The 7,458-nt window shown below is 63.7% G+C and carries 8 protein-coding genes; 1 reads left to right on the forward strand and 7 read right to left on the reverse strand.

Annotation, left to right across the window (positions count from 1 at the left end; translation table 11 throughout):
• The first annotated feature begins 23 nt into the window (after nucleotides 1–23).
• Nucleotides 24–1,070 (forward strand): 4-hydroxythreonine-4-phosphate dehydrogenase PdxA, encoded by a 1,047-nt coding sequence (gene pdxA / locus NW852_RS09085; protein ID WP_414426666.1) that lies wholly within the window; start codon nucleotides 24–26, stop codon nucleotides 1,068–1,070.
• On the opposite strand, the gene rpiA is transcribed toward pdxA, so the two are convergent.
• From rpiA to NW852_RS09120, 7 genes are all read right to left on the reverse strand, one after another.
• Nucleotides 1,033–1,725 (reverse strand): ribose-5-phosphate isomerase RpiA, encoded by a 693-nt coding sequence (gene rpiA / locus NW852_RS09090; protein WP_414366549.1) that lies wholly within the window; start codon nucleotides 1,723–1,725, stop codon nucleotides 1,033–1,035. The genes pdxA and rpiA overlap by 38 nt on opposite strands.
• Before the next feature lie 17 nt (nucleotides 1,726–1,742).
• A complete protein-coding gene (gene rimO / locus NW852_RS09095) occupies nucleotides 1,743–3,122 on the reverse strand; it encodes a 30S ribosomal protein S12 methylthiotransferase RimO (protein ID WP_414366550.1) in 1,380 nt (459 codons plus the stop codon).
• 142 nt (nucleotides 3,123–3,264) lie between these two features.
• Nucleotides 3,265–4,098, reverse strand: coding sequence for a cobalt ECF transporter T component CbiQ (gene cbiQ / locus NW852_RS09100; protein ID WP_414426667.1), 834 nt, complete (start codon nucleotides 4,096–4,098; stop codon nucleotides 3,265–3,267).
• Nucleotides 4,085–4,729, reverse strand: coding sequence for a cobalt transporter CbiM (gene cbiM / locus NW852_RS09105; RefSeq protein ID WP_414426668.1), 645 nt, complete (start codon nucleotides 4,727–4,729; stop codon nucleotides 4,085–4,087). Before cbiM ends, cbiQ begins: the two co-directional genes overlap by 14 nt.
• Nucleotides 4,730–4,731: 2 nt before the next feature.
• Nucleotides 4,732–5,265, reverse strand: coding sequence for a hypothetical protein (locus tag NW852_RS09110; protein ID WP_414372517.1), 534 nt, complete (start codon nucleotides 5,263–5,265; stop codon nucleotides 4,732–4,734).
• Nucleotides 5,266–5,335: 70 nt separating this feature from the next.
• The gene (locus tag NW852_RS09115) at nucleotides 5,336–6,268 is read right to left on the reverse strand and encodes a hypothetical protein (RefSeq protein ID WP_414372519.1); all 933 of its coding nucleotides are present in this window, start codon (nucleotides 6,266–6,268) and stop codon (nucleotides 5,336–5,338) included.
• A gap of 77 nt (nucleotides 6,269–6,345) precedes the next feature.
• On the reverse strand, nucleotides 6,346–7,152 hold the full coding sequence (locus tag NW852_RS09120; RefSeq protein ID WP_414366559.1) for an SH3 domain-containing protein: 807 nt from the start codon (nucleotides 7,150–7,152) through the stop codon (nucleotides 6,346–6,348).
• Nucleotides 7,153–7,458: the final 306 nt, after the last annotated feature.

Genomic DNA, 7,458 nt, shown 5'->3' on the forward strand with positions numbered 1-7,458 from the left:
GGTTCCCCCTTTGGGAGGATCCAATGAGCTCAGTGCTGCCAAAGCTGGCTCTGACGTTGGGAGATCCGGCGGGGATTGGGCCGGAAATTGTGCTCAAGGCCCTGGCGGATCCCCAAGTGCAGGCCTGCGCCCAGATAACCGTAGTAGGCGAGCGGCAGGTTTTGCAGGCTACCCACCGCCTCTTGAAAGCAAAAGGGGTAACGGATCCCTTAGCCGACCCGGCAGGGATCCCAGTCCTGGAGTGCCCCAGCGGCTTCCACCTAGAGCCCTCGCGCGTGGGTCGGGGGGATGCCCAGAGCGGGGCAGCCAGCTTTGGCTACCTGAAAGCAGCTATTGAAGAAGCGCTGCGGGGGCAGTTCCAGGGGATCGTGACCGCCCCCATCGCCAAATACCTCTGGCACCAGGCGGGCTACCCCTTTCCCGGTCAGACCGAAGTCCTGGCCCAGCTCAGCGGGCGCGAGCGCTACGGCATGCTGTTTGTGGCCCGTTCCCCCCACAGCGGCTGGCAGCTCCGAGTTCTGCTGGCCACCACCCATATTCCCTTGCGCCAGGTGCCCCTCACCCTTACCCCCGAACTGGTGCGCACAAAGCTGGACCTGCTGGCGGGATCCCTGCGCCAGCTCTTTGCAATTGCCGATCCCGTCATTGCCGTGGCTGGCCTCAACCCCCATGCCGGCGAACAGGGGCAACTGGGCTCAGAGGAGCAGGAGTGGCTGGCGGAGCTGCTAGGTAGTTATCCCCACGCCAAAATCTGGGGGCCCCTCCCCCCCGATACCATGTGGCTGGCTCCCGCCCAGGCTTGGTATGGCCAAGGATCCCCCGCCGTGGCCGACGCCTACCTGGCCCTCTACCACGACCAAGGCCTGATCCCTGTAAAACTGCTGGCGTTTGACCGGGCCGTCAACCTGACCCTGGGGCTGCCCTTTATCCGCACCTCCCCCGACCACGGCACCGCCTTTGCCATAGCCGGGCAAGGGGTGGCCCGGGCCGAGAGCCTCAAGCAGGCCATCCTGCTGGCAGCCGAGTTGGCCCTTAGCTCCGCCGCAGCGTCTCGATCCCTTCAGGGCTAGCAATAATGGCCTCCGTGGCCATGCCGATAAACAGGCCGTGCTCCACCACCCCCACCGTTCCCTTGAGTTGCTCAGCCAGCTTGGCTGGATCGGCGATGGGGCCAAACTGGCAGTCGAGGATGTAGTGCTGCTCGTCGGTGAGGTAGGGATCCCCGTCGGCATTGCGCCGCAGCACCGCCTGACAGCCCAGGGCCTCCACCCGCGCTAGGGTCGTCTTCCAGCCAAAGCGCACCACCTCCACCGGTACCGGAAAGCGCGTGCCCAGATGCGGCACCTTCTTGGAGGCATCGGCAATAATGATGAGCTCGGCAGCGCTGGCCTCCACCAATTTTTCCCGCAGCAGAGCTCCCCCCGCTCCTTTGATTAGGTTGAGGGATCCCACTTCAATTTCATCGGCGCCGTCAATGGCCAAATCTAGGCGCGGGTGCTCCTCCAGCGTGGCCAGCGGGATCCCTAGCGAGCGGGCTTGTTCCGCTGTGCGCTCTGAGGTGGGCACCCCGATAAACTGCAGCCCCTCCTTTTGCATCCGCTCCGCCAGGGCACTCACGGCAAAAGCGGCTGTGGATCCCGTGCCCAGGCCCACCACCATGCCCGACTGGACCTTTTGAGCTGCCGCCTGGGCCGCCGCCTGTTTTAGCTCATCTGCACTGGCCATACTCCAACCAGATTATCTTACCGTCCGCTCCAGCTAAAGCCTGGCGGTGCCTCCACCACCTGGCCAAAGAGATCGTAGGGCTCGGCCCGCGTAATCTGCACCGGCACCAGGGATCCCAGGGATCCCGGCCCGCGCACGTACACCACCCCGTCCACCTCAGGGGCAAAGCGGGGGGAGCGGCCAATCCACTCGCCGGTGCGGGGGTTTTCCTGCTCCAGGAGCACAGGCACCACCCGGCCCACCTGCTCGCGGTTGCGGCGGAAGGCGATCCCTTGCTGCAGTTGCATTAGGCGGGCGCGGCGCTCTTTTTTGACGCGCTCAGGCACTGGGTGGGGGAGGTGGTAGGCAGGGGTACCTTCCTCAGGAGAAAAAGTAAACACCCCCACATGGTCAAATTGGTGGCGCTGCACAAAGTCCAACAGATGCTGGAAGTGCTCCTCCGTCTCGCCGGGAAAGCCCACAATAAAGCTGGTGCGCAGCACAGCGTTGGGCAGCGCCTGGCGCAGCCGCTCGATGACCCGGTCGTTGACCTGGCCCTGCCAGGGGCGGTTCATGGCCTTGAGGATCTCGGGATGGCTGTGCTGCAGCGGCAGATCCAGATAGGGCAAGAAATTGGGCGTCTCTTCAATGGCCTCCACCACGGCTGGGGTGATGCCCGTGGGGTAGGCGTAGAGCATGCGGATCCAGGGAATGGGAACCTGGCCTAGAGCGCGGATGAGCTCGGCCAGCCGTGGCTCCCCGTACAGGTCGATCCCGTAGTTGGTGGTGATCTGGGAAATGAGGATGAGCTCCTGCACCCCTTCTGCAGCCAGCTGTTCTGCTTCCCGCAGGATAGACTCGATGGAGCGGGAGCGTTGCTTGCCCCGCAGGTGGGGGATGATGCAGAAAGAGCAGCGATAGTCACACCCTTCAGCTACCCGCAGGTAGGCCACCGGCGCGTGGGTGGTGCGATAGCGGGGGACGGTCTCATCGGCAATGTAGTCCAAGCTGGAGGTAACGGCGTTAACCCGCTCTCCCCGCTCCACCCGCTCAATCACCTGGACAACTTGGTGGTAGTCGCTAGTGCCCACAATGGCCACTGCCTCGGGGATCTCCCGCAGCAGCTCCTCTTGGAAGTGTTGCGCCAAGCAGCCGGCGATGATGATCTTCTTGCCCTGTACCGCCAGCTCCATCAGGGTGCTGACCGACTCCCGCCGCGCCGCCTCGATGAAGCTGCAGGTGTTGACGATAACGTAGTCGGCGCTGTCTTCATCCCCTTCCACCCGGTAGCCCGCCTGGGCCAGCAGACCCATCATGTGTTCTGTGTCCACCCGGTTTTTCTCACAGCCCAGGTGCACAACGGCAACGGCCGGTGCTTCCTTTGGAGGAGCGACAGGGCCGCGAGAGGGTGTAGGCAAAGCGGTCTCCAACCGGTTCATAGCCACAGGAGAGGCCGAGAAAATGGCGACACCAGAAATTAAAGCTCTCTTATTCTAGTTCTAGTTGGGCTTCGCTTCTGAAGGCGGGGAGGAGGATCGTCTGCCCACCAGCTCAATCGGCCTACCCCCCAAGTTGAACCCACACCAAGCCAAGAGCTACAGCCACTGCCAGACCGCTGGCCGCCCAACTGCAGGGATCCCCTGCCCTCTCTTCTGGGAGCAAGGGCGCTTTTCCGTAGCCCCGCAGGCGCAGGGCCTGATAGACGCGCTCAGAGCGCTCGTAGCTGCGCACTAGGAGAGTGCCTACGGCAGCAGCCAGGAAGGGCAGGTCTTGGCGCAAGGCCGGGCCCGGGCGCCACAGGGATCCCCGTGGTTGCCAGCCCCTCAAGCGGGCTGCTCGTTGCATCTGCTGCCACTGGGCGCCTATCTCCTGCAAATAGCGCTGCGTCAACCAGGCCAGTTCCAGCAGGAGGTCGGGGATCCCTACAGCCCGCAGAGCTGCCAGCAGGGCTGGCAGAGGGGTGGTCTCCACCAGCAGCGTTGCCAGCGCCAATAGGGCCAGGCTGCGCCCGCCAAGGCAGAGCGCCCTCTCCAGCCCCTCCCAGCGCAAAGCTAGGGATCCCCAGCGCCAGAGGATGGTATCTCCCACAACTAGGGGTAGAAGGGCAACGAAGGCGATGAGCAAAGCGCCTGGAGCAGCCAGCCGTCTTAGCCCTTGGCGCAGGGGCAACCCGGAGAGCGCCCAGAGAAGAGCCACCAGCACCCAGACTAGGGGCAGTAAGGTTAAGCGCTGCACCTGGGCGCAAGCTGCCATCAGGGCTCCTAGGCCCACCAGCTTGGGCAAAGGCCGCCAGCGGCGCAGCCAAGCGGGGGAGGGAGGGAGGGGAGCGGGTGGGGAGAACTGCCTTCCCCTGAGCTCCGGGGAGATGACGACCTCGGCCCTATCTTTTGGCATCTTCTCCCAACAGATCCGGTTGCACCCGCTGCAAAAACCGCACCACCCAATGGGTAAACAGCCCCTCCACCGCTGCCAGAGGGAGGTGGGCCATCACCAAGCTGCCCAAGGCCAAGCGCTCTGCTTGGGTGGAGACCGCCCCCTCGCCTAGGAGAGCAGCCATGACCACCCCATAGAAGAGCAGCGCCGCCAGCCCCACCCCCGCCGCTCCCGCCCAGAAGGCCGCCAACCCAGCTCCCATTGGCCGCCGGCCTGCCCGAAAGATCCCCCCTGCCAAGAGCGCCGGGATCCCCATAATGGCGGCGTTGATCCCCAGCGTGGTCAGCCCCCCGTGGCCAAAAGCCACCGCCTGGAAAAACAGGCCCACCACAATTGCCGGGTAGGCCAAGACCCCCAACAGCACGCCCAGCAAGCCATTGAGCAGCAGGTGCAGGCTGGCCGGAGGAAAAGGCAGGTGAAGGGAGGAGGCAACAAAAAAGGCGGCGGTCAGCAGCGCCGCTTTGGGGAGTTGGCGGCGGGGATCCTTTTCCAAGCGCTGGAGGAGGTGTAGGCTCCAACCCGTCAGCAGGGCAGTGATGCCATACCCCCCCAGCCAAAGCGGTGCTGGCAGAAGGCCCTCGCTGATGTGCATGGCTAGTCCTGGCTCAAAGCGGCAGCACCTCCTGGGGAGTCGGGCAGTTCTGGGCCTTGGGAGGGACGGGGCCGGGAGAAAAACAGGGCCGTACCCAAGCACCCCCAGAGGATGCAGGCAGCCATAACCCCCCGCTGCAGAGGGCCAAAGGAGGAGCCGCTGGGGATCCCTTCTGCCTGCATAGCCGCTTCGCCCACCGGCACATTCACCACCACGCCGTGGCCGGCCTGGCGAATGCGCACCTGCCACAGCCCCTTGAGCTCAGGATCCGGCTGCAGCAGAAATCGCCCCTGCTCATCCGTTTGCCCTTCCTGCCAAGGGGTGGTGGGATCGGTGGGTGCAAACACCGTGACGCGGGCAGAACGCAGCGGCTCGCCGGAATCGTAGCGGGCTTGGATCTCGAAAGTGGGAACGGCCCGCCAAGAGGCCTCCACCCCATGAGCCCAAGCCGGAGTAGACAAGAGCAGGCCGCAGGCCAGCCAGCTCAGTTGCCAGTAAGTGTAGAAAGGGAGGCGCTTTGGCCAGACTAAGTGCATCGGTCGGCAAAAGTAGAGGACAATCTCTCGACTGCAAAAGCCACCCAAGCTTGAGGGCAAAGACCTAAGGTCAAGATCCCGTCCTGTCGAGGCGGTCAGAGGACGCGCGGCAGTGGCCCTCCCCCACGTGGCCCAAGTTCTGCAGGATCTCCAAGAGGGTTTTGGACGCCGTCCCACTTTCCTGCAGGTCATCCCAGACCAGAGGGTCGGATCCCCCCTTTAGCCGCTGCTCCAGAGAGAGGGGATCCAGCTTCACCAGGGGGGCAAACCCCAGCGCCACCCGATTGAGGTCATCTTCCGGCGGTAGGCTGCCATCCCCAAACAGATGGTCAAAGTGGAAAGTCGCTTCCAGATCCGCCACCTGGCCCGCCTGGACAAAGCCCTTGCGCGCTTCCCCCACATACTCGCCGCAGACAAAGGCCAGCTCGGGGCTGAACTTGAGCACAAAGGGGATCCCCTCTCCCTCCCCTTTTGCTGGCCGGGCTTTGCCCTCGATCCAGAGGGAGTAGCCCTTGGCCGGCCCCTCTGCTGCCGGCACCAGGCGCCAAGCCAAGGCGTTGTAGTGGCCAGGGGGAGCTTCCAGGGATCCCAGCAGAACCCGTTCTGCCCCCGCCGCTGGCACCAAATCCACCGTGAGAGGGCCTGTCAGGCTGACCAGGGCCTTGGCCCGCAGCTCCTCCTCCCCTTGCGGATCAAAAGGGGGATCTGTCTGGTAGGCCGTGACATCTGCCAGCGTCACGTACACATGCTCAAACTGCAGTGCCCAGCCGTCCTTGGAGACCAGCCCCTCCCGCACGAATGCTTCGCCGTTGGCCCATAGCTCCAGCGTGCCTTTGGCCGAGGCAGAGATCGCCTGCGGCTCCCTGATCCCCTCCCGTTTTGCCGCCGGGCGACAAGCGGTTATCCCAGAGGCCAGCCCCAGGGCCACCAGAGCAAAAACTACCCCTTTGGCCAAGGGATCCCTGAAGGAAATGACCCACAAGGGAGAGAAGAGTTGCTTCACCTAGAGTTCGGCTAGCGCTACTGACCTAGCCAAACACAAACTTTCGGGGCACCACAATCCCCCGCTGGGGCATCTTGCTACTCCTGCGCCAGGTTTCCAGCCCGCACCCAGCCCTCTTGCCCATTCTGCCGCCGGATGCGCTGCCACCGGCCATCGGCGCTGTACTCCAACACCGTCACCACCTCGTTCATGGGCACACCACCAATGTAGGCCCCTTCCCGGTCGGGAGTGGCTCGCAGCGCCAAACCAATTGGCTCGATCACCCGCCCCTGTGAGCCGGGGGCAATGTTTGTTGCTGCCGAAAGCCGAGTCGGCAAAGGAGTAGGGTCAGGCGTGGATTCGACTGTAGAAGTTGCAGAAGTTGTGGCTGAAGCAACCTCTGTCGCCCCTTCCACAGGGCCCAAATTGCCCGCCCGCACCCAGCCCTCTTGACCGTTCAACTCCCGCCGCACCCGTTGCCAGCGGCCATCGGCGCTGTACTCCAGCACCGTCACCGTTTCCCCCGCCACAATTCCCCCTTGGTAGGCTCCATCAGCAGAAGGCTGGCTGCGAATGGCCAGGCCAATCGGCTCAATCACCCGCCCGCGGCTGCCGGGAGGAAAGGTCTCAGGGTCGATGGTGCCCGCCGCCGGCAAGGACTCTGTCCCACTGATGCGAACAAAGGGGGGAGAAGGCAAACTTGTCGGGCTGGGCAAGGGAGCCGGGCGCACCGCCCGCTGAAATTGGGGTGGAGCAGGGGGAGCCAACATTGGGGCAAGGAGCTGCCACAACTGCCAGCCCAAGGCCGCCAAGGCCCCAACGGAAACACTCAGCACCATCAAGGAGCCAAAGGGGAGGATCCCAGAGGCAGGAGAGGAACGGCCTCGCATCCGCTGGTTAACCATCCACTACCCCTCCCCGCCAAGCCAGCAGCAAGAATCCACAGACGAGACGCTCTCCTCGCTGACAAGCGGGGGCTTACAGTCATCAAAGCGCTCGCATCTCAATCATTCGATCATTTATAACATCTTCAGCTAGAAACCGCAGGAGCCCCGTCCTGTACCCGTAGGGCCAGGGCCGGGAGGAATGCGGATAACGTATAGTTGCAACATGACCCAAGTTTTAACTATCTCCTGCAAGCTCAAGGTATCTGCGTCGCAAGCCGCCAAGCTGGATGCGACTCTGGATGCTTTTGCACAAGCATTAAACTG

The sequence above is a fragment of the Synechococcus sp. H60.1 genome, assembly GCF_047462335.1.
Lineage (GTDB): Bacteria > Cyanobacteriota > Cyanobacteriia > Thermostichales > Thermostichaceae > Thermostichus.

Coding starts and splice junctions, on each gene's coding strand:
- NW852_RS09110 (WP_414372517.1), bottom strand. CDS start 5,265: ATGCACTTAGTCTGGCCAAAGCGCCTCCCTTTCTACACTTACTGGCAA.
- cbiM (WP_414426668.1), bottom strand. CDS start 4,729: ATGCACATCAGCGAGGGCCTTCTGCCAGCACCGCTTTGGCTGGGGGGG.
- cbiQ (WP_414426667.1), bottom strand. CDS start 4,098: ATGCCAAAAGATAGGGCCGAGGTCGTCATCTCCCCGGAGCTCAGGGGA.
- rpiA (WP_414366549.1), bottom strand. CDS start 1,725: ATGGCCAGTGCAGATGAGCTAAAACAGGCGGCGGCCCAGGCGGCAGCT.
- NW852_RS09120 (WP_414366559.1), bottom strand. CDS start 7,152: ATGGTTAACCAGCGGATGCGAGGCCGTTCCTCTCCTGCCTCTGGGATC.
- pdxA (WP_414426666.1), top strand. CDS start 24: ATGAGCTCAGTGCTGCCAAAGCTGGCTCTGACGTTGGGAGATCCGGCG.